20 protein-coding genes are annotated in these 18,672 nt (G+C 71.9%); 7 read left to right on the forward strand and 13 right to left on the reverse strand.

The annotated features are described in order from the left end of the window. The first annotated feature begins 208 nt into the window (after positions 1 to 208). On the forward strand, positions 209 to 2,071 hold the full coding sequence (locus ACFQ6S_RS30365) for an ABC transporter ATP-binding protein (RefSeq protein WP_383417253.1): 1,863 nt from the start codon (positions 209 to 211) through the stop codon (positions 2,069 to 2,071). Positions 2,072 to 2,093: 22 nt separating this feature from the next. Here ACFQ6S_RS30365 and ACFQ6S_RS30370 read toward each other — a convergent pair whose 3' ends face one another. From ACFQ6S_RS30370 to ACFQ6S_RS30385, 4 genes are all read right to left on the reverse strand, one after another. After that, positions 2,094 to 2,279, reverse strand: a complete 186-nt coding sequence (locus ACFQ6S_RS30370) for a hypothetical protein (protein WP_383416622.1) — start codon at positions 2,277 to 2,279, stop codon at positions 2,094 to 2,096. 153 nt (positions 2,280 to 2,432) lie between these two features. After that, positions 2,433 to 3,122 carry a DUF899 domain-containing protein gene (locus tag ACFQ6S_RS30375; RefSeq protein ID WP_383416625.1) on the reverse strand — a complete coding sequence of 230 codons (690 nt, stop codon included), beginning with the start codon at positions 3,120 to 3,122 and terminating at the stop codon, positions 2,433 to 2,435. 80 nt (positions 3,123 to 3,202) lie between these two features. Continuing rightward, positions 3,203 to 4,384, reverse strand: coding sequence for a cytochrome P450 (locus ACFQ6S_RS30380; protein WP_383416628.1), 1,182 nt, complete (start codon positions 4,382 to 4,384; stop codon positions 3,203 to 3,205). A 10-nt stretch (positions 4,385 to 4,394) separates the two neighbouring features. Then, positions 4,395 to 5,759, reverse strand: coding sequence for an amidohydrolase (locus tag ACFQ6S_RS30385; protein ID WP_383416631.1), 1,365 nt, complete (start codon positions 5,757 to 5,759; stop codon positions 4,395 to 4,397). A 196-nt stretch (positions 5,760 to 5,955) separates the two neighbouring features. Here ACFQ6S_RS30385 and ACFQ6S_RS30390 point away from each other — a divergent pair, with 196 nt between their 5' ends. Next, positions 5,956 to 6,915 carry an endonuclease/exonuclease/phosphatase family protein gene (locus ACFQ6S_RS30390; protein ID WP_383417256.1) on the forward strand — a complete coding sequence of 320 codons (960 nt, stop codon included), beginning with the start codon at positions 5,956 to 5,958 and terminating at the stop codon, positions 6,913 to 6,915. A gap of 49 nt (positions 6,916 to 6,964) precedes the next feature. Here ACFQ6S_RS30390 and ACFQ6S_RS30395 read toward each other — a convergent pair whose 3' ends face one another. Beyond that, entirely contained in the window at positions 6,965 to 8,866 is a 1,902-nt protein-coding gene (locus ACFQ6S_RS30395; protein WP_383416634.1) for an FUSC family protein, read from the reverse strand. A 514-nt stretch (positions 8,867 to 9,380) separates the two neighbouring features. On the opposite strand from ACFQ6S_RS30395, the gene ACFQ6S_RS30400 reads away from it, so the two are divergent. Beyond that, positions 9,381 to 9,806 (forward strand): RidA family protein, encoded by a 426-nt coding sequence (locus ACFQ6S_RS30400; protein ID WP_383416637.1) that lies wholly within the window; start codon positions 9,381 to 9,383, stop codon positions 9,804 to 9,806. Continuing rightward, positions 9,803 to 10,261, forward strand: a complete 459-nt coding sequence (locus ACFQ6S_RS30405) for a GNAT family N-acetyltransferase (protein WP_383416640.1) — start codon at positions 9,803 to 9,805, stop codon at positions 10,259 to 10,261. The genes ACFQ6S_RS30400 and ACFQ6S_RS30405 overlap by 4 nt, the downstream gene beginning before the upstream one ends. Positions 10,262 to 10,263: 2 nt before the next feature. Here ACFQ6S_RS30405 and ACFQ6S_RS30410 read toward each other — a convergent pair whose 3' ends face one another. Continuing rightward, a complete protein-coding gene (locus ACFQ6S_RS30410) occupies positions 10,264 to 10,983 on the reverse strand; it encodes an aspartate/glutamate racemase family protein (RefSeq protein WP_383416642.1) in 720 nt (239 codons plus the stop codon). 5 nt (positions 10,984 to 10,988) lie between these two features. Then, positions 10,989 to 12,452: an NCS1 family nucleobase:cation symporter-1 gene (locus tag ACFQ6S_RS30415; RefSeq protein WP_383416647.1), complete on the reverse strand. Its 1,464-nt coding sequence runs from the start codon at positions 12,450 to 12,452 to the stop codon at positions 10,989 to 10,991. Between the two features lie 183 nt (positions 12,453 to 12,635). Between ACFQ6S_RS30415 and ACFQ6S_RS30420 the strand changes: the two genes are divergently transcribed. Next, positions 12,636 to 13,295 carry a GntR family transcriptional regulator gene (locus tag ACFQ6S_RS30420; protein ID WP_383416650.1) on the forward strand — a complete coding sequence of 220 codons (660 nt, stop codon included), beginning with the start codon at positions 12,636 to 12,638 and terminating at the stop codon, positions 13,293 to 13,295. On the opposite strand, the gene ACFQ6S_RS30425 is transcribed toward ACFQ6S_RS30420, so the two are convergent. Next, the gene (locus ACFQ6S_RS30425) at positions 13,252 to 13,989 is read right to left on the reverse strand and encodes a uracil-DNA glycosylase (protein WP_383416653.1); all 738 of its coding nucleotides are present in this window, start codon (positions 13,987 to 13,989) and stop codon (positions 13,252 to 13,254) included. The genes ACFQ6S_RS30420 and ACFQ6S_RS30425 overlap by 44 nt on opposite strands. Positions 13,990 to 14,039: 50 nt before the next feature. On the opposite strand from ACFQ6S_RS30425, the gene ACFQ6S_RS30430 reads away from it, so the two are divergent. After that, entirely contained in the window at positions 14,040 to 14,582 is a 543-nt protein-coding gene (locus tag ACFQ6S_RS30430) for an RNA-binding S4 domain-containing protein (protein WP_383416656.1), read from the forward strand. A gap of 84 nt (positions 14,583 to 14,666) precedes the next feature. On the opposite strand, the gene ACFQ6S_RS30435 is transcribed toward ACFQ6S_RS30430, so the two are convergent. Both ACFQ6S_RS30435 and ACFQ6S_RS30440 read right to left on the reverse strand, forming a co-directional pair. Further along, positions 14,667 to 15,131, reverse strand: a complete 465-nt coding sequence (locus tag ACFQ6S_RS30435) for a DoxX family protein (RefSeq protein ID WP_383416659.1) — start codon at positions 15,129 to 15,131, stop codon at positions 14,667 to 14,669. 88 nt (positions 15,132 to 15,219) lie between these two features. Beyond that, positions 15,220 to 16,155 (reverse strand): acyltransferase domain-containing protein, encoded by a 936-nt coding sequence (locus tag ACFQ6S_RS30440; RefSeq protein WP_383416662.1) that lies wholly within the window; start codon positions 16,153 to 16,155, stop codon positions 15,220 to 15,222. A 55-nt stretch (positions 16,156 to 16,210) separates the two neighbouring features. Between ACFQ6S_RS30440 and ACFQ6S_RS30445 the strand changes: the two genes are divergently transcribed. Continuing rightward, positions 16,211 to 16,540, forward strand: coding sequence for a DUF6343 family protein (locus ACFQ6S_RS30445; RefSeq protein WP_383416665.1), 330 nt, complete (start codon positions 16,211 to 16,213; stop codon positions 16,538 to 16,540). 32 nt (positions 16,541 to 16,572) lie between these two features. Here the strand turns inward: ACFQ6S_RS30445 and ACFQ6S_RS30450 are convergent, their stop codons facing one another. The 3 genes from ACFQ6S_RS30450 to ACFQ6S_RS30460 all read right to left on the reverse strand — a co-directional run bounded on the left by ACFQ6S_RS30450 (position 16,573) and on the right by ACFQ6S_RS30460 (position 18,635). Continuing rightward, entirely contained in the window at positions 16,573 to 16,953 is a 381-nt protein-coding gene (locus tag ACFQ6S_RS30450) for a tetratricopeptide repeat protein (protein ID WP_383416668.1), read from the reverse strand. A gap of 71 nt (positions 16,954 to 17,024) precedes the next feature. After that, on the reverse strand, positions 17,025 to 17,639 hold the full coding sequence (coaE, locus tag ACFQ6S_RS30455) for a dephospho-CoA kinase (RefSeq protein WP_383416670.1): 615 nt from the start codon (positions 17,637 to 17,639) through the stop codon (positions 17,025 to 17,027). Between the two features lie 57 nt (positions 17,640 to 17,696). Next, on the reverse strand, positions 17,697 to 18,635 hold the full coding sequence (locus ACFQ6S_RS30460; protein WP_383416673.1) for a PAC2 family protein: 939 nt from the start codon (positions 18,633 to 18,635) through the stop codon (positions 17,697 to 17,699). Positions 18,636 to 18,672: the final 37 nt, after the last annotated feature.

Genomic DNA, 18,672 nt, shown 5'->3' on the forward strand with positions numbered 1-18,672 from the left:
AGGTCCGCCGCCCGTTCAAGGCGTACGCCCGCGCGCACCCCCCGCCCCCACTCACGCCCTCCCCCTGACGCTCCCACCCCGCCATAGTGGCCCTCCGTCACGAGCGGCCGTCGGGGGAGGGTGCAGGGTGAGGAAGAAACGCGATGCCGGTGAAGCGCGGGTCTCGGAGTCGGAGCGGCTGCTGTTCGGGGGTCCCCTGCGGTACGACATGGGGTGGAACCAGCACCGGGACGCTTTTCTGGAACTGAGCTTCCGGGCCATGGTGACGCGGTTGCCGTCCCTGCTGGGGTCGAGCTTCCGGCTCGCCTGGCAGGCCGACCGGCGGGCCGCGCGGACCGTGCTGGCGGCCGAGGTGAGCCGCGGGCTGGCGCAGGCGGTCGGGCTGCTCGCCGTCAACAGTGTGCTGGGGCGGCTGATCCAGGGCGGGGAGCTGGCGGAGCGGTTACGGGGTGCCGTGCCGGCGCTTGTCGCCATGGCCGCCGTGATGGTCGTCTCCACGCTGCTGCGGGCCGCGTCCACGTATGCCACCGGACGCCTGGAACCCAAGGTGGAGCGCGTGGCGACCGAGCTGTATCTGGAGCGGGCCGCCGCCGTGGAGCTCGCCGCGATCGAGGATCACGCCTTCCACAAGCTGCTGGACACCGCGCAGTACGGCGCCGCGTCCGCCCGGCGCATGATCTCGTACAGCGCCCGCGTGGTGAACGCGGGCATCTCGCTGATCGCCGCGGCCGGTGTGCTCACCGTGCTGCACCCCGCCCTGCTCCCCCTGCTCGCCACCATGACGCTGCCCAGCGCCTGGAGCGCCCTGACCAACGCCCGGCGGCGCTACGAGTCCTTCCACACCTGGGTGCAGCACGCCCGGGCCGGCCATCTGATCAGCGGGCTGCTGACCGAGCCGGCCGCAGCGCCCGAGATCCGGGTGCACGGTGTGGGCCCCTTCCTGCTGCGCCACTACCGGGCGATGTCGGAGACGGCGGAGGCGGAGCAGGCCCGGCTGGCCCGGCTGGCGGCGCGCACCGGGCTGATCGCGGCGGCCTGGACGGGGCTCGCGACCGTGGCGACGTACGCGACGCTCGGCGGACTGCTGCTCGCCGGCGCCATGGCACTGTCGGTGGCGGGTACGGCCGTCATCGCGATCCGCACCGGTTCCGCCAGCCTCGACACACTCGTCCTGGAGGTCAACGCGCTCCACGAGGAGGCCCTGTTCGTCGGCGATCTCCAGCGGCTGTACGTCGAGGCGGCCGAACGGGCGATCCCGGTCGGGGGAGCCCAACTGCCCGACGACCCCCAGGAGATCCGCTTCGAGAACGTCACCTTCTCCTACCCCGGCGAATCCGCCCGCCCCGCCCTCGACGACGTCACGCTCACCCTCCCCCTCGGCCGGATCGTCGCGCTGGTCGGCGAGAACGGCTCCGGCAAGACGACCCTGGTCAAGCTGCTCGCCGGGCTGTACACCCCGGACCGGGGCCGCATCCTGTGGGACGACGTCGACGCGGCCGGCGCCGACCGGCATCAACTCGCCGAGCGCATCGCGATGGTGGCCCAGGACTTCAAGCGCTGGCCGTTCACGGCCAGGGTCAACGTGGCCGTGGGCCGCTCCTCCGCGCCGCTCACCGAGGAACGCCTGGCCAGCTCGGTCGCCGAGGCCGGGGCCGAGGAGGTGGTGGCCGATCTGCCGCACGGCCTGGACACCCTGCTGGCCCGTCAGTTCAACGGCGGGCACGAGCTGTCCGGCGGTCAGTGGCAGCGACTGGGGATCGCACGGGCCGCCTACCGGCGCGGCCGGATCCTCATCGTGGACGAGCCGACGGCGGCTCTGGACGCACGGGCGGAGCTGGAGGTCTTCGAGAAGATCCGCGCGCTGGCCTCCACCGGCCAGACCGTCGTCCTGATCACTCACCGGCTGGCGTCGGTCCGGCACGCCGACCTGGTGCACGTCCTGGACCAGGGCAGGCTCGTGGAGTCCGGCTCACCGGACGAACTACTGGCCACCGGCGGCGTCTACGCCGAGCTGTACTCGCTCCAGGCCGAGCAGTTCACGGCACGGGTGCCCGCACCGAAGGCGGGCTGACCGGCCCGCCCGCACCGAGGGCTCACGCGGCGGCGTCGATCGCGACGTCGCTGCGGACGATCACCAGGAACGCGTCCGTCGCGAGGTCCATCACGACCTCGGCGGCCAGCCCCTCCATGCGCCGCGCGTGTGCGAACTCCTCCGCCGGCCACGATCCTCGCGGCCCGCCCGCGGGAAAGCGTTCGAGCACTGTTCGCCCGTTCACCATCCTGACCTCCGATAAGCGTCGTACTTGTAGGAGTTAACGCCTGGCGGAGAGGAAAAGCCTCGCTCAGTGACGGGACTGAGACGTAGTTGACACTCGTTCACCGCGATGTGTGAGCGTTCGCTCACACTCGATGATCAAGCGTGACGCCTCGTGTCACTCCTCATACTCGTCGTGATACCTGATGCGCTCACTGCCCGCGGGCGCCCCGAGAGCCGACGCGCGCCCCTTCGGCTGCTCCCACTCCTCCTGCCGGCCCAGCGCCGTGAGGTCCAGGAAGCCGGTGGTCGAACCCAGCCCGTCCAGGCCCCGCTCGTAGGTCGAATAGGTGTGGAAGACGCGGTCCCGGTCCCGCAGGAAGCAGCTGATCCCGGGCCGTTCCACCAGCTCGCCCTCGTGCTCCAGGGTCACCTCGAAGTCGAGGTTGAACTCGGTGCCGTACGAGGAATACCAGGGCACCGTCCAACCCATCCGTGCCTTGAACGGCAGAATCCGCGTGAACGGCGCCCGGGAGACGGCGGCAAGAGTCGTGCCGCGTGCCTTCAGATGGGCCGGATGCCCGATCTGGTCCAGGAATCCCGAGCAGCTGCGGCAGCCGGCCTCCCATTCGGGGGCGAACATGAAGTGGTAGACGACGAGTTGGTGCCGCCCTTCGAAGAGGTCGAGCAGGGTGGCCTTGCCGTCGCCGCCCTCGAAGACGTACTCCTCCTCGACCTCGACCATGGGCAGTCTGCGCCGCTCGGCGTTGAGCACGTCACGCGCGCGCGTGGCCGCCTTCTCCTTGACCAGCAGTTCCTCGCGTGCCGCACGCCACTGCGCGCGCGAGACGATCTCCGGAAGCGACATGAGCGCCCCTCCTGTGCGACGGTCCGTTCCGGGTGGTGACCGGCGGCAGGGGCGGAACTCATCGCCGGCGCGGAGAATTCTCAGGAGATTTTCTCGGCGTACGACACCGGCAGCGCCGCCAGGCCACGAGCGCGCAGCGAGCGGCGCCACCGCACGTCCTCGTCCGCGAGGGCGAGTTCGGGGAACCGTTCCAGCAGGGCGGCCAGGGCGATCTCGGTCTCGGCGCGGGCCAGCGGTGCGCCCAGGCAGTAGTGGATGCCATGGCCGAGGGCCAGGTGGCCGGAGGCGTCGCGGGCGAGGTCGAGGCGGTCGGGGTCGGGGAAGCGGGCGGGGTCACGGTTGGCCGCGGCCAGGGACAGCAGGACGGTCTCGCCGGCCGGGACGGTGACGCCGCCGAGGGTGACGTCCTCGGTGGGGAAGCGGCGGATGGCGAGCAGCGCGGGCCCCTCGTAGCGGCTGAACTCCGCCACGACGGCCGCCATTCGTGCGGGGTCCTCGCGCAGCGCGGCGAGCTGGTCGGGGTGCCGCAGCAGGGCCAGCACCGCGTTCCCGATGAGCTGCACGGTGTTCTCGTACCCGGCGAACAGGATGAGGAAGGCGAGGGACATCAGCTCGTCCTCGCTCAGCCGGTCGCCCTCGTCGCGGACCGCGATCAGGTCGGAGAGCAGGTCGTCGGCAGGCTGCGTCCGCTTGTCGGCGAGGAGCCGGGTGAAGAACCCGAGCATCGCGCCGACCGCCTCCTTCGCGGCCTGCGGTCGCGAAGGGTCGGGGGCGACGAGGGCGTCGGTCCAGTCCCGGAAGTCCCGTCGGTGCTCGTGCGGGACGCCGAGGAGGTCGCAGATGACGGTGATGGGCAGGGGCGCGGCGTAGGAGGCGATCAGGTCGGTGGTGCCGTGCGGGCCGAGGGCGTCGAGGAGACGGTCGGCGCTGCGCCGTACGGGGTCACGGAGTTGTTCGACACGGCGTGGGGTGAAGGCGCGGCCGACCAGACGGCGGATGCGGGCGTGGTCCGGCGGGTCCATGTTGAGGAGGTTGGCGTCGAGGGCGGGCGGCAGGGCGAGGCCGCGGTAACTCCCGGGCGAGGCGTTCCTCTTGTCGAGGGAGAGCCGCGGATCGGCGAGGGCCGCACGGACGTCGTCGTACCGGGTGACGAGCCAGGCGGGGCTGCCGTCCGGACCGGCGATCCGGTGGACGGGGGCGGCTTCGCGCAGGCTCCGGTAGACGTCGTACGGGTGGTCGATGAGGCCGTCGGCGAGATCCATACGGATGAGCCTATGCGTCGTACTCCTGGATCCGCCTGCCGTGCCCGCGGTCCAGGAGCGCGGGCAGTCGCTCCCCCAACTCCCGTACGACGGCGGGCACATCGATGGTCAGCAGCTCCCGGTCACGCATCAGGACCCGTCCGTCCACGATGGTCGTGCGCACATCGGAGGAGCGGGCGCTGTGCACGAGGGTGGCGGCGAGGTCGTGCACGGGCTGGGTGTGCGGGCCGGTGAGGTCGACCAGGACGAGGTCGGCGCGGCGGCCGGGTGCGATGCTGCCGACCGTCTCCCCGAGTCCGACCGCGCGGGCGCTCTGGAGGGTGGCGTGGTGCAGGGCTTGACGGGACGTCAGCCAGCGGGGGTCGCCGGTGGCCGACTTCTGGATGAGGGCGGTGAGGGTCATCGCCTCCCATACGTCGAGGGAGTTGTTGGAGGCGGCGCCGTCCGTGGCGAGGCCGACGGGGATGCCGATGTCGTGCAGGGCGCGTACCGGTGTGGTGGTGGGCCAGGCGAACTTGAGGTAGCCGCGGGGGGCGGTGGCGACGGCGACGCGGCCCGTGGCGTTCTGGAGCAGGGGCAGATCGCGGTCCAGGATTCCCGTGCCGTGAGCGATGAGGACGTCGGTGTCGAGGATTCCGGTGCGCCGCAGGACCTCGATGGGGGTGACACCGTGGCGGGCTAGGCCGGTCTCGGCCTGGTCGCGGTTCTCGGCGGCGTGGAGGTGGACGGGCAGGGCGTGGTCGCGGGCGAGTTCGGCGGTGGCGGCGAGGTCGGTGTCGTCGACCGTGTAGGGGGCGTGCGGGGCGAGGGTGGTGGTGATACGGCCGCCGGCGCCGCCTCGGTGCCGTAGCGCGAACTCCAGTGACCGCTCCCGACCTCGCTCCCCCTGGGAGGAGAAGAAGGCCTCCCCCAGATGCGCCCGGATCCCGCACTCCTCGACGACGGCGGCGACGGCGTCCATCGAGAAGTAGTGGTCGGCGAAACAGGTCACACCACCACGGATCATCTCGGCACAGGCGAGCCGCGCCCCCAACTCCACGTCCTTCTCGGCGAGGTTGGATTCGATGGGCCACACGACGTCGTTGAACCACTCCTCGAGGGGCAGGTCCTCGGCGACCCCGCGCAGCGCGACCATCGGGGCGTGGGTGTGGCAGTTGACGAGGCCGGGCAGGGCGACCTGTCCGGCGGCGTCGATCCGCTCGACGGCGTCCCGCCCGCGCACCGCGTCGGCGGCCGTGACGGACTCGACGACCCCACCGCGTACGACGATCCCGGCGTTCTCCTGGAATCCGATCCGCTCTTGATCGTCGTGCACGAGGACGGTGCATCCGGTGATGATGAGGTCGGCGGGAGCTTCTGCGGGAGAAGGCGTCATCACGCCAACGTACGACGCGGTCGTCGGGGCGCGTGAGGTGAACCGCGCATCCGGTCACGGGTCTGTCGCCCGGCCCTGCCGCACGGGCACGCTGGCCTCACCGCCCGCCCGGCGGCCGCGGCACGGCCGGCTCGGCGGGCGCACCCCGGCCCGCTCGACGGGCCTCAAGGCCCACGGCTTCTGGAAGGAGCCCGGCATGCTCCTCGGCACCTGGAACCTGGAGAACCTCTACCGGCCCGGCGGCGAGTTCGGCCCCAAGGACAAGGCGGCGTACGAGACGAAGCTCGCGGCGCTGGCCGCGGTCGTCACCGGTCTGGACCCGGCCCTGCTCGGCGTGCAGGAGGTCGGTGACCCGGAGGCCCTGCGGGACCTGGCCGGGATGCTGGGCGCGGGCTGGCACATCGCGCTCTCCGAACACCCGGACGGACGGGGCATCAGGGTCGGTTTCCTCAGCCGTACGGAGCTGCGGGTCCTGCACGACACGAACGCCTTCCCGCCGAAGCTGCGCCCCGTGCAGACGGACGACGAGGGCGGGACGACGTCGGAGTCGGGCCGGGGCTTCCTCGCGGTGGAGACGGAACCGGCCGCGGGGACCGGGCCGATGCGGGTGGCGGTGGCCCACCTCAAGTCCAAGCTGCTGTCGTACCCCGGCGACCGCTTCCAGCCGCGTGACGAAGGCGAACGGGCGCGGTACGGGGCGTATGCGCTCTACCGGCGGGCGGCCGAGGCGACGGCACTGCGCGCGCTGGCGGACGTACTGCTGGCGGGTGACGGACGAGCCCATGACGTGGCGGTCGTGGGCGATCTGAACGACGAGGTGCAGGCGGCGACCACGCAGATCCTGCTGGGCCCGCCCGGCTCGGAGGTCGGCACGCCCGGCTTCAAGGTGAAGGACAGGGGCGACGCGGGCCGCCTGTGGAACGTGGCCCCGCTGATCCCCGCCGAACAGCGCTTCTCGCGCGTCAACTCCGGGCGGCGTGAGCTGATCGACCACGTCCTGTGCGGCCACCGTCTGATCCACCGGGTGACGGCGGCGGGGACGGGGGTGCCGGGCGCCGGTGCTCCGCGGTTGCCGTCGGTCGGGGCGGATCCGCAGGAACGTCGCGGCGAGGCGGGGTCGGACCATGCGCCGGTCTGGGTGCGCATCGGCAGTTGAGAGATGTGGCCGGGAGCGGGCTGTGAGCGTACGGGCCACGGTGCCGGCGTCAGCCCGCGAGGCGCACCTCGGGGGCCTCGGGGATCCGTAGCCCGACCCGGACGCGTTCCTGCGCGAGTTCGTCCAGCAGCTCGGTCAGCTGGGCGGTGTGCCGGGGCGTGAGCCGGCCCGAGTCGTCGAGGTGCACGGCACAGGCGGTCGTGGCGTCGACGAGCCTTTCGAGGGTGTGGACGACCTCGTCCGCGCCTTCCGTGTGCCGGGCGAGCGCGGGCAGTTCGGCGGCGGCGAGGGCGATGGCGGTACGTGCCTCGGCCAGCGCGCGGTAGGCCTCGCGGCGGAGGGTCCAGCGGTGGGCGCGGGGGTCGGGGCCGGGAGCGGTGTCGCGGGGGTCGGATTCACGCAGGACGTGAGCGAGGTAGGCGTACGCGGCCCGCCCGGCCGCCCCGAGTCGCGCCCGCACGCCCCCGCCCCGCTGCCCCGGCATCGGCAGATGCCCCACGACGAGCACGATCGCGCACGCGAGCAACGTCTCCCCGATCCGGCTGACGGAGGCCTGCGGCTCGCCGCCCACCATGACCAGGGCGAGCACCAGCACGGTCACGACGGCGGTCTGGGCGGCGAAGTGCCGAGTGGCCACGGGAATCAGGGCGCCGCTGAGCGCCACGAGCGCGATGAGCCCCTCGGGCCGGGGCAGCACGGCGGCGAACCCGGCGAAGAGCAGGGCACCCAGCACGGTGCCCGCGGCCCGGCACAACACCCGGGACACGAGCGGCCCCAGGTCGGGCTTGACGAGGAAGACGGCGGTGGCCGGGAGCCAGTACCAGTGCTGGTGCTGCCCGTACCACTGGGCGTGGTGCAGGGCCTGGGCGATCCCGGCGCTGGCTCCGAAGCAGAGGGCGACGCGCAGCCCGTACTCCCGGCCGCCGGCCCCGAACACGGACCGGACCAGGTCCTTCACCGTACGACGCCGGGTGTGCAGGTCCCTGTTCTCCTTGCCCTGGTCGAAGGCCTCGGCGGCGTGCAGCAGGGCGTCGTCGAGGGCGCGCAGGGCGGGCGCGGAGCGGGAGGGCGCGGGAAGGGGGCCGGTGTGGGTGTTGTCGCGGACGGCGGCGGCGAGGCGCCGGGGTCCTTCGGAGGCCCGCGTCGGCACCGGTTCCCCGGTCCAGGCGAGCGCGGTGGCGGCCTCGGCGAGCGGCAGGGCGGCGGCGTACTGCGCGTGCAGCCGTCGCTCGGCGAACGAGGAGGAGTACCGCCGCAGCCGGGGTCCGGTGAGGGCGTCCTGCGCATGGTCGAGGGCGGCGGTGAGCGCGACGCGGCGGGCGGTGGCGCGGCCGCTCCCGACGGCGTCGAGCAACGCGGCGACGGCGTCGTACACGCCCGCCACCGCGTCCCGCTCCCCGTCGAACCGGAAGTCACCGACGAGCGATCCCGGCGTGGGCAGCACCAGCCGCAGCGAGAGCAACCAGACGGCCCCGACGACATAGGCGACGGCCCGCTCCCACCCGCTCTCGGGCAACGGCATCCCGGCCCCGATGGCAGCGGCCACGAGCACCTGCGTACCGGCGGCGGAGGCGACGGGCCCGACCGCACTGACGCTTCCGGCGAGAAGCCCGAGCCCGGTGAGCACAAGGGTGAGCGCCACCGCCGCGAGGTGATCCCCGGCATACGTCCCGCCGAGCACCCCCACCGCACCCGCCAGCGCGGGCATCCCGATGCGCTGGACGGAGACACGTCGGCTGCCGGGGCGGTCGTTGATCCCGGCGAGCATGGCGGCGATGGCGGCGACGACGCCGAGGGAGACCCGCCCGGCGAGAACCGCGACGAGAAGCAGGGGCCCGGCGGCCAACGCCCCCCGCGTGACCGCACTCCAGGGAACGGGTCCGCGCTGGGTGCGCAGGGCGTGGGCGAGCCAGGGTGGAAGGGCGAGATGCGGACGTGCGGGCCGGGACACAGGGCTCCAGTCGGGGCGAGGGCGGGGTACGCGCCTTCGGGCGACGGTGGCCGGGCGGTGGGTGGCCGTAAGGGTGCGGCCGGTGGTGTCCACGGTAGGGGTGGGACTCGGTGAGGACGGAACGTTCGGGTTTCGGGGATGTGACGATGCCTGGAAACGCCACGTTCTTTATGAACGCAATCATGCTGCGCGGCCGGCACCGCATGCCCGGCTTGCACGCGACAACCAGCTCGGCGCTTCGTCAGGAGCCGCAGTCGCGGCCGGCGTCGCACTGCCAGCCACGGCCGGCTTCTTCAGAATGCGGCCGCGACCCGCGTCATCTCGGTACCTGATCTCGTCGCCCTCCTTACTCCTCGACGGGACGGTACCGGAAGTGGCTGAGCGCGTAGGAGAGCTCCCGGGACGAGCGTCGGAAATTCGGATGCGTGCAGCCGTACGGGCGCGCATGATCGGCGAGTTGTACGCCGCGCGAGCGTGCCCGCCCTCGCCGGGCCCACACCTGTCAGGAGCCGCCGTGATCCGACGCGTCACCTCCCCCGCCCTCTTCCCTCCCCCCACCTACTCCCACGCCTCCGTCGTCGAGGCCGGTACGAAGCTCGCCTTTCTCGCCGGTTCCGTGCCGCTCGACGGCGACGGGAAGGTCGTCGGCGAAGGCGATCCCGTACGGCAGGCCGAGCAGGTGATCGCCAATCTGGAGGTGCAACTCGGTGCGGTCGGGAGCGACTTGGCGCATGTGCTGTCCACCGAGGTGTACGTCGTGAGCAGTGACACCGCCGTGCTGTCGGCCGTATGGGAGGTCGTCGAGGCGTCGGGGCTGAGTGTCGGCCCTCATTCGTCGACGCTGCTCGGGGTGGCCTGCCTCGGATACACGGGGCAGTTGGTGGAGATCACGGCCACGGCCGTCGTTCCCGAGCGGTCGGGAGAGGGAACGCGGTCATGACCGCCGTCGCCCTCCGCCGCGCCCTGCCCACCGACGCCGGAGCCGTCGCCGACGTCTGGCTGCGGTCCTTCGCCGCCGCATTGCCGACCGTCGTCCGGCCGCGCTCCGACGACGAGGTGCGGACGTACTTCCGGGAGGTCGTGGTGCTGCTGCGGGAGACCTGGGTGGCCGAGGCCGCCGATCGGCTCGTCGGGCTCATGGTGCTCGACGGCGATCTGCTCTCCCAGCTCTATCTCGACCCCGACTGGCGCGGGCGCGGTATCGGCGACCGGTTCGTCGACCTCGCCAAACGGCGCCGCCCGGACGGGCTGAGCCTGTGGACCTTCCAGGTCAACGGGCCCGCCCACCGCTTCTACGAGAGACACGGTTTCGTCGCCGTCGAGTCCACGGACGGCAGCGGGAACGAGGAGCGGGAGCCGGACGTGCGCTACGTCTGGCATCCCGTTCACCCCTGAGATCACTCCCGCGTCCGCCCCCACCCCCGCCGCTTCGGCAACGGCCGCGCGTACCCTCCGGCCCGACTCGTCCTCAACCCCAACCCCACCAGCGACTCGGCGAGTTTCACGGCGGCCCCCACCCCGTCGACCACCGGCACCCCCAGCTTCTCCCCCACGACCCGCTGCAGCCCGGTCATCCCGGCACACCCCAGCACCAGGACCTCCGCACCCGCGTCCCGGGCCCGTTCGGCGGCAGCCAGAAAGGCGGACTCCGTGCGTTCGCCGTCCTCCAGTTCCAGCACCCCCAGTCCGGTGCCGACCACCGCGACACAGTTGCGGCCCACCCCGGCCGTCTCCAGGCTGTCCTCGATCTGCCCGCAGGACCGCTCCAGGGTGGTCACCACCCCGTAGCGCCGCCCGAGCAGGCAGGCCAGATGCCCCGCCGCCTCCGTGATGTCGACGACCGGCACGTCCACCAGTTCCCGGACGCCCTCCCTCCCGTGCTCCCCGAAGCCGGCCATGACGACCGCGTCGTACGCGGGACCCTCGTACGTCCGCAGCGCGTCCATCACCGCCGCCGCCGAGAGGTAGCTGTCGAGCCAGCCCTCCGCCGACTCGGGGCCCCACCCGGGGGTCAGCCCGAGCACGGTGGTGCCCGGGCCTGCGGCGGCCCGGGCACCTCGCACGATCTCCTCGGTCATCTCCTGCGTGGTGTTGCAGTTGGTGACGACGATCCGCACGTCCTTCAGACCTCCCGCGCCACAGACCCGGCGGCCCGCTCATCGCGGCACAGCACCAGATACAGCCCCGCCGCCATCGCCGTACCGATGAACCACGAGTACGGCGCCACATCGCTGAACGCCTTCACCAGCGCCAGCACCGCCGCGACACCCGCCGCCGGCAGGAACGCCCACAGCGCCCTGGGATTGACGCCCTTGCGGTAGTAGTAGCGCGAACCCGGCTCGGCCGAGAACAGCTCGTTCACATCCACCCGGCCGTGCTTCACCAGGTAGTAGTCGACCATGATCACGCCGAACAGCGGGCCCAGGAAGGCGCCGAGACCGCCCAGGAAGTAGTTGACGACCGTCGGGTTCGAGAAGAGGTTCCACGGCGTCACGGCCAGCGCCGCGACCGTGCTGATCATGCCGCCGACCTTGAAGGTGATCTTCTGCGGCCAGACGTTGGCCAGGTCGTACGCCGGTGAGACGAAGTTGGCGACGATGTTGACGCCCATGGTGGCGATGGCGAAGGTCAGGGCCGCGAGGACCAGGACCCAGGTGTTGCCGACCTTCGCCACCAGCTCGGCCGGGTCCGTGATGGCCTCGCCGAACACCTCCAGCGAACCGGCCGTGACGATCACCGAGACGACCACGAATGCCGTCGAGTTGATGGGCAGCCCCCAGAAGTTGCCCTTGCGGACCGTCCGGTAGTCGGGCGCGAAGCGCGAGAAGTCGCAGAAGTTGAGCATCAGCGTGCCGTACGTGGCGAGGATCAGGCCGATCGCGCCGAACCACTGCCGCCACTGCTCGCCGACGGACACCGGGTGCGGGGTGGACGTGAGCGAGATCGTCCAGCCGGCCTTGGCGAGGACCCAGACCGCCAGCGCGATCATCACCACCCAGATCGCCGGACCGCAGAAGTCCTGGAACTTCCGCACCGACTCCATGCCCCGGCTGATGATCAACGCCTGGATGAGCCAGAGGGAGAGGAAGGAGACCCAGCCGAGCGCGTGCAGGCCCAGGAAGGAGCTGTGCGTCCAGGACTCCAGGCCGGGCCACGCGGCGAGCAGCATCACATTCACCGCGACCGAGGCCAGATACGTCTGGATGCCGTACCACATGATGGCGATCACGGCCCTGATCAGCGCCGGGATGTTGGCGCCCCAGACGCCGAAGCTGATGCGGCTGACGACCGGGAACGGGACGCCGTGGCGCTGCCCGATCTTCCCCATCCAGTTCATGCCGACGTAGATGAGCACGAAGCCGACGAGCAGCGAGGTGAAGACCTGCCACACGTTCATGCCGAGGACCAGCAGGCCGGCCGCGAACGTGTAGTTGCCGAGGTTGTGAACGTCGGACATCCACAGGGCGAAGAGGTCGAAGACCTTCCAGTTGCGCTTGCCGGCGGGCGCGAGGTCTTCGTTGGTGAGCCGGGCATCGGGGACGAACGCTGGTGTGCCGGTGACTTCGGCACGGTCGGCGAGGGACACGGGGCCTCCAGGAGGGAGGGGACGGAGGAGGGCTGCTTTCCGGTCGCTTGGCTATTTTCCGGTCACTTGGCAACGCGTTTGGTATACCAAACTGCCCTCATGGTCCTCCCGTCAACCGTTCGGACGGATATCGCTGCTGTTAACGCTCCGTAAATCACGCCCGGAGTCGGCGAAGATGGCCCCATGACGAAGATCGAACCGCTCGGAGCGATCCGCGAGCGTGTCCTCGCCACGCTGCGGCAGGACATCATCGCGGGCCGCCTGCGTCCGGGCGATCGCCTGGTCGAGCGTGAGCTGGCCGACCGCTTCGAGGTCTCCCGGGTACCGGTCCGCGAGGCGATCCGCTCGCTGGTCGCCGAGGGGTTCGTCCACTTCGAGACACCCCGCCGCACGGTCGTACGCCGGCTGACCCCCGCCGACGTCAAGGAACTCTTCGAGCTGCGCGAGGCGTTGGAGGTGTACGCGGCCGGACTCGCGGCATCACGGGCCACGCAGGAGGATCTGGCGGAGCTGCGGGAGCTGCTGCGCGGCGCCGCGAGCGCCACCGAGGCGGGGGACGCCGAGAAGATCACCGACGTCAACACCCGGTTCCACAACAGGATCCTGGCCATGGCCGGCAACAGCCTGCTGACCTCGGTCATGGAACCGGTCGACGGCCGCCTGCGCTGGCTCACCCGGCAGAACGAGGAGTGGCCCCAACTCCTCGAGGAACACAAGGACCTGTACGAGGCGATCGCCTCCGGCGACCCCGAGCGCGCCCGCGCCCACACCCTCAGCCATGTGCAGGCCAACTACCGCTCTACGGTCCGGCACCTCTTCGGCGAAGGCGGGGAACCTCGCTGAGCGAGGCCGCCCCGGCCGCCGCACCGAGCACCTCCCGCAGCATCGCCGGTGTGAGCCGGCCGGTGAAGGTGTTGCGCTGGCTGACGTGGAAACACCCGAAGAGCTCCAGCGCGCTCCCTCCCGCCCCGTCCAGCGCGACCCGCGCCCCATGGGCGAACACCGGCCGCGGCCTGGGCACCCGCCACCCCGCCTCCGCCAGCGCCGGCAGGGTCGCCTGCCAGCCGAAGGCACCCAGTACGACGACCGCCCGCAGTGTGGGCCGCAGCAGCCGCAGCTCCTGCACGAGCCAGGGCCGGCAGGTCTCCCGCTCGCCGGGGGTGGGCTTGTTGGCGGGCGGAGCGCAGTGCACCGGGGACGTGACGCGGACGCCGTACAGCTCCAGGCCGTCGTCGACGGCGGCAGACGTCGGCTGCGAGGCGAGGCCCACGTCGTACAGCGCCTGATAGAGCACGTCACCGGAGCGGTCCCCGGTGAACATCCGGCCGGTGCGATTGCCGCCGTGGGCAGCCGGGGCGAGCCCGACGATCAGCAGCCGGGCGTCCGGCGGACCGAAGCCGGGCACCGGGCGGCCCCAGTACGCCTGGTCGGCGAAGGCGGCGCGCTTGACGCGGGCCACCTCCTCACGCCAGCCGACCAGCCGCGGGCAGGCCCGGCAGCCCGAGATCCGCAGGTCGAGATCGTCGAGGGCGTCCACGCCTCCACCGTACGGCCCTGCCGGATCCGTACGGGGACTAAGGTCGAGGCATGGCTTCCGAGGATGACGAGGCGAGGGGCGACGGCGCGGACGCGGCCGAGGCACCGGGGCAGCCGGACGAGGCGAAGGCCGAGCAGGCCGTCGACCCGAAGATCGCCGCCGCCGTGGCCGCCGCCGAGGCCGCCGGTCCGCAGAACGGCGAGTCCGTGCGGGTCGACAGCTGGATCTGGGCCGTACGCCTGGTGAAGACCCGCTCCATGGGCGCCACCGCCTGCAAGGGCGGGCATGTGCGCGTGAACGGCCAGAACGTGAAGCCCTCCCACGCCCTGCGCATCGGCGACGAGGTACGGCTGCGGCAGGAGAACCGGGAGCGGATCGTCATCGTCAAGCGGCTCATCCGCAAGCGGGTGGGCGCCCCCGTGGCGGTTCAGTGCTTTGTCGACAACTCGCCCCCTCCGCCCCCGCGCGAGGCGGTCGCCCCGGCCGGCATCCGCGACCGTGGCACGGGCCGCCCGACCAAGCGGGACCGGCGGGAGCTGGAACGCCTGCGCGGCCTCATGGGCGGCGGCGCGGGGCGACCGCACCAGGGCTGACATGCGTCGATGGCGTCCGGCTCGGCCTTCTCGGCCTGCCGGACGCCATCGACGGACGCCGTCGTCGGCTCATGGGTCGTCGGCTCACGCGCGTCGTCGCACCAGCCGCAGCAGATCCGCGTTCGAGCTCCGCCGTGCCCACGCGATCAGGGCGAGCGGCACGATCAGGATGAGGGGTGTCGCCGCGTTCTCCCCGCCGAAGGCGGTGATCGTCACGACGAACGCGCCGACCATCAGCGCGCTCAGCGCCATCGCCGCCACCGACTGGAGCACCGGGACCAACAGCGCGATGGCACCGGCCAGTTCGAGCGCCCCGATGGTGTACATCCCCGCGCTCCCCCAGCCGAGCTCGTCGAAGCCCTCGGTGGCCGACGGGTGCGCGATCAGCTTGGGCAGGGCGCTGGCGATCCCGTAGAACAGGGCGAGCACGATCTGCAGAGCGCGCAGGGCGATACGGGCGCGGCGACCACGCGGGGTCGCGGACTCGGCGATGACCGTGCCGGAGGTGGCGGAGGCGGCGGTGGTGACGGAGGCGGTGGTCTCGGACATGGGGGTCTCCTGTGTTCGGCGGTCCGTGGTGCTGTCACAGAGGTAGACCGGCACTCGCTCCCGAACTCATCGCCGTACGAACGGAATTTCACCCGTCCCCGTCGAACGGCGGCGTCCCGTCCGCGTCGAACGGCAGCCACCCGTGCCCCACGTACCAGTGTCCGCCCGCCCGCAGATGGTCCCCGACGGCCCGCTCCACGGCCGTTCGCCGCGGCAGGCTCTCGATCGGCAACTCCGGGTCGCCGAAAACGAATTGGACCGGCTCGGTGTCGGCCGCCTCCCGGTCCTCGACGCTGACGCGGAAACGCTCCTGAAAGCGGACGATGTTGGAGTCCTCGGGGAGGTACTTCCTGAGCTGTGGGTCCAATAGCCAGGAGTGGCAGGTCGCCACGCGGTACCGCTCCCGCGGGAAGTGCCGCGGGAAGAACTCCCGGGCGAGCGACAGGGACCGCTCGACGGCGGGCGGGGACAACGGCCCCTGGAAGTCCGGTATATGCACATTGAGGCAGGGCGAGTCCGGGCCGACGTCGAGCCCGGCCGCCGCGAGTCTGGTCCCGGCACGCTGCCCGAGCCGCGCCCGCTCGAACTGCAACCGGCCCAGCTGGTACAGCTCGCCGCGGAAGTGATGGATGAGCCACCACGGGGCCTGCAGACCCGCCCGGCCGTGCCGTCTGCGGTGCACGGCCATGTTCCGGCCGAGGTCGGCGAGGGTGCGCCGGGAGACATCGGCCGGGATGCCGCGGTCACGGTGGTAGGCGCGGGCGTACGGCAGCGCCGCGACGAACACGTAGACGGGGAAGCAGCGCTGCAGGGCGCCCGAGGCCCAGTCGAGGTCGGGCAGGTCGACCGGGCCACCGACCTCCCCCATCCCCCGGACCAGCTCGTCCACGGACCGTTCCAGGAACGGCCGCAGCTCCGGGTCGTCCGTCACCCGCCGGCCCATCCGCACGAGGTCGTTGACGTCCTCGTGGGGTACGGCGAGATCGAGCAGCACCTCGGCCAGTTCATCGGTGTCCGGCAGCACAGGGCCCCCTGCGAGGAGAACGAGGAGTACGTTTCAAGGAGGAGCGGTGAGGTGGATGCGTACGGGCAGTGAGCCGACGACGGCGCGCAGTGCGCTGCGGGTCCGTTTCTGGCTGTGCGTGTGGGGCGTGGTCTGGGCGATCTTCGGGACCGCGGCGTTCGCACTCGCCGGGCGCCCCGGCTGGGCGATGGCCTGCGGGGTGCTGTGGGTGGTGATCACGATCGACCTGGCCATGGTGCTCAGGCACATCCGCCAGGGTCCGCACTACCAGCCGGGCCACGACGTGCCGCCGTACTTCCCGCCCGAGAACCGCCCCTACCGCCCGCAGGGGCCACCGACCGACTACCGTCCTCCCCGGCCGCCGCCGGAGGACCGCCGCCCTTAGGTGCGCCGAAGACCGGCCACCCCGCCCGCCGCTCACGCGTCGAACCGTGCCGCCTTCAGATACCGCGGGTTCGGGTCGAGCGCGGCCGCCAGCCGGAAGTGACGCTTCGCCTGGTCGGGCCGACCCTGGCGCTCGTAGGTGCGGGCGAGTGCGAAGTGCGCGAACGCGTTGTCCGGTTCGCGTTCCAGGACGATGGTGAACTCCAGCTCGGCGGGCCGCAGTTGCGCGGCGGCGAAGAATGCACGCGCGCGCAGCAGCCGGGCCGCGGTGTTCTCCGGGTGCACCGCGATGACCCCGTCGAGCAGCTTCACCGCACCCCGCGGGTCCCGCGCGGCGAGCAGCTGCTCGGCGGCGCGGAAGTCGATGACATGCGTCTCCGGAGTACGTCCGGTCGAACCGCTGGTCTCGGGCACGGCAGAGTCCTTCCCTCACTGGGAGGATTAAACGCGCGAACGGAACACGGCTATTCCTGGGGCGAACGGGACTACCGGTCCGCCCGCGCCCCGCGGGCCCGCCGCACGAGCTCGTCCCATACGTCCTTCACGCGCCGCTGAAGCTCCTCCAGGGCCACGTCGTTGTCGATGACGATGTCCGCGATCTCCAGGCGTCTCTCCCGTGTCGCCTGCGCGGCCATACGCGCGCGGGCGTCCTGTTCGGTCATGCCGCGCAGGGAGACCAGCCGGTCGAGCTGGGTCTCGGGGCTGGCGTCGACGACGACCACGACGTCGTACAGCGGCGCGAGGGCGTTCTCGGTGAGGAGCGGGACGTCGTGGACTACGACGGCGTCCTCGGCGGCGGCCTCCTCCAGCTCGCGGGAGCGGGTGCCCACGAGGGGGTGCACGATCGAATTCAGCACGGCGAGCCGCTCGGGGTCGGCGAAGACGATCGACCCCAGTCGGGGCCGGTCGAGACTGCCGTCGTCCGCGAGCACGTCCTCGCCGAACGCCTCCACGACCGCGGCGAGACCAGGGGTGCCGGGCGCGACGACCTCGTGCGCGATCCGGTCCGCGTCGATCAACACGGCGCCGTGCTCCACGAGCAGCCGTGACACCTCGCTCTTGCCGGCGCCGATGCCGCCGGTCAGGCCCACCTTCAGCATGACCGACAGCTTAGGTCCTGCCACTGACAGCGCTTCGGGCAGGACCGGCCCTGCCGCTCAGCCGTCGCCTTCGCGCTCCGCCAGGAACCGCTCGAACTCCCGGCCGATCTCGTCCGCCGACGGGATGTCCACCGGCTCGGCGAGCATGTTGCCGCGGCTCTCGGCGCCGGCGACGGCGTCGTACTGGTGCTCAAGGCCCTCGACGAGGTTGGTGAGCTCCTCGTCGCCCTCGCGGATCTGGCGGTCGATCTCGTTCTGCGTGCGGTGGGCGTCGGTGCGCAGGGAGTGCGCGATGCCGGGCAGCACCAGTCCGGTCGCCGCGGTGACGGCCTCCAGAACGGTCAGGGCCGCGTCCGGGTAGGGGGAGCGGGCGATGTAGTGCGGGACGTGCGCGGCGACGCCCAGGACGTCGTGCCCGGCCTCCATCAGCCGGTACTCGACGAGGGCCTCGGCGCTGCCGGGCACCTGCGCCTCTTCGAAGGGGCTGGTGTGGCCCGGGACGAGGTCGGTGCGGTTGCCGTGCGGGGTGAGGCCGACCGGGCGGGTGTGCGGGACGCCCATGGGGATGCCGTGGAAGTTCACCGACAGGCGCACCCCGAGCCGCTCGACGATCTCCTTGACGGCCGCGGCGAAGCGCTCCCACTCCACGTCCGGCTCCGGCCCGGACAGCAGCAGGAAGGGAGCTCCGGTCGCGTCCTGGACGAGCCGCACCTCCAGGGCGGGCACCTCGTATCCGGCCCAGCGGTCGCGCTTGAACGTCAGCAGTGGCCGGCGGGCGCGGTAGTCCACCAGCCGGTCGTGGTCGAAGCGGGCCACGACCTGGTGCGGCAGCGAGTCCAGGAGCCCGTCGACGATCTGGTCGCCGGTCTCACCCGCGTCGATGTATCCGTCGAAGTGGTAGAGCATGACAAGACCGGCCGACTCCTGGGCGAGCGCCATGTCGACCACGGCGAGCCCCTTCGGCTCCCATGCGTACAAACCCTGCGGATCAAGCACTGTGACCGCTCCTCCTCGTGTCCATACGTCACAACAC

This window comes from Streptomyces sp. NPDC056479 (assembly GCF_042795335.1).
GTDB lineage: Bacteria > Actinomycetota > Actinomycetes > Streptomycetales > Streptomycetaceae > Streptomyces.